We start from the raw sequence: 691 nt of genomic DNA on the forward strand, positions 1-691 counted from the left end.
TCGTGGTCCTACAACCCCAAAATTGCCGTAACAACTTTGGTTTGGGCTAATCCGCGTTCGCTCGCCACTACTTACGGAATCACTTTTGTTTTCTTCTCCTCCGCCTACTTAGATGTTTCAGTTCAGCGGGTTCGCCCCCTATCGGGTACTATGTCTTCAACATAGTGGGTTGCCCCATTCGGATATCTGCGGATCAATTCGTATGTGCCAATCCCCGCAGCTTTTCGCAGCTTATCACGTCCTTCATCGCCTCTGAGAGCCTAGGCATCCCCCATACGCCCTTATTTTGCTTATTGTATTCTTTTTGCTTTGATTATTACTAACCAAAACGTGTTCTTTCTACTTTTTAAATGTATTTTTATCTCAATATGTCAATGAACTTTTGTCCGTTAGGACCTGTGGAGAATATCGGAGTCGAACCGATGACCTCCTGCGTGCAAGGCAGGCGCTCTAGCCAGCTGAGCTAATCCCCCAATCTTAGTGATGAGTTATTAGTTATGAGTTATGAGTATCATAACCTCTCAACCCCTAGAATTTCCTTTAAGCTTTAAAAAGTAGTCCCGGGCAGACTCGAACTGCCGACCCCTACATTATCAGTGTAGTACTCTAACCAGCTGAGCTACGAGACTCTGTATTTTAAGCCTTATTTCTTTGAATTAACAGCAAGAGTAAAAAAAATCCTAATCATCAT

Annotated in this window: 2 tRNA genes and 1 rRNA gene; all 3 read right to left on the minus strand. The window is 43.6% G+C overall.

Annotation, left to right across the window (positions count from 1 at the left end):
• A 23S ribosomal RNA gene (locus tag ACS8MM_RS15975) occupies positions 1-295 on the minus strand; the annotation flags it as partial.
• A gap of 104 nt (positions 296-399) precedes the next feature.
• Positions 400-473, minus strand: a tRNA-Ala gene (locus tag ACS8MM_RS15980).
• A gap of 82 nt (positions 474-555) precedes the next feature.
• Positions 556-629: transfer RNA gene (locus ACS8MM_RS15985), tRNA-Ile, on the minus strand.
• Between the last annotated feature and the right edge of the window lie 62 nt (positions 630-691).

The organism is Flavobacterium sp. MAHUQ-57 (assembly GCF_051908335.1).
GTDB lineage: Bacteria > Bacteroidota > Bacteroidia > Flavobacteriales > Flavobacteriaceae > Flavobacterium.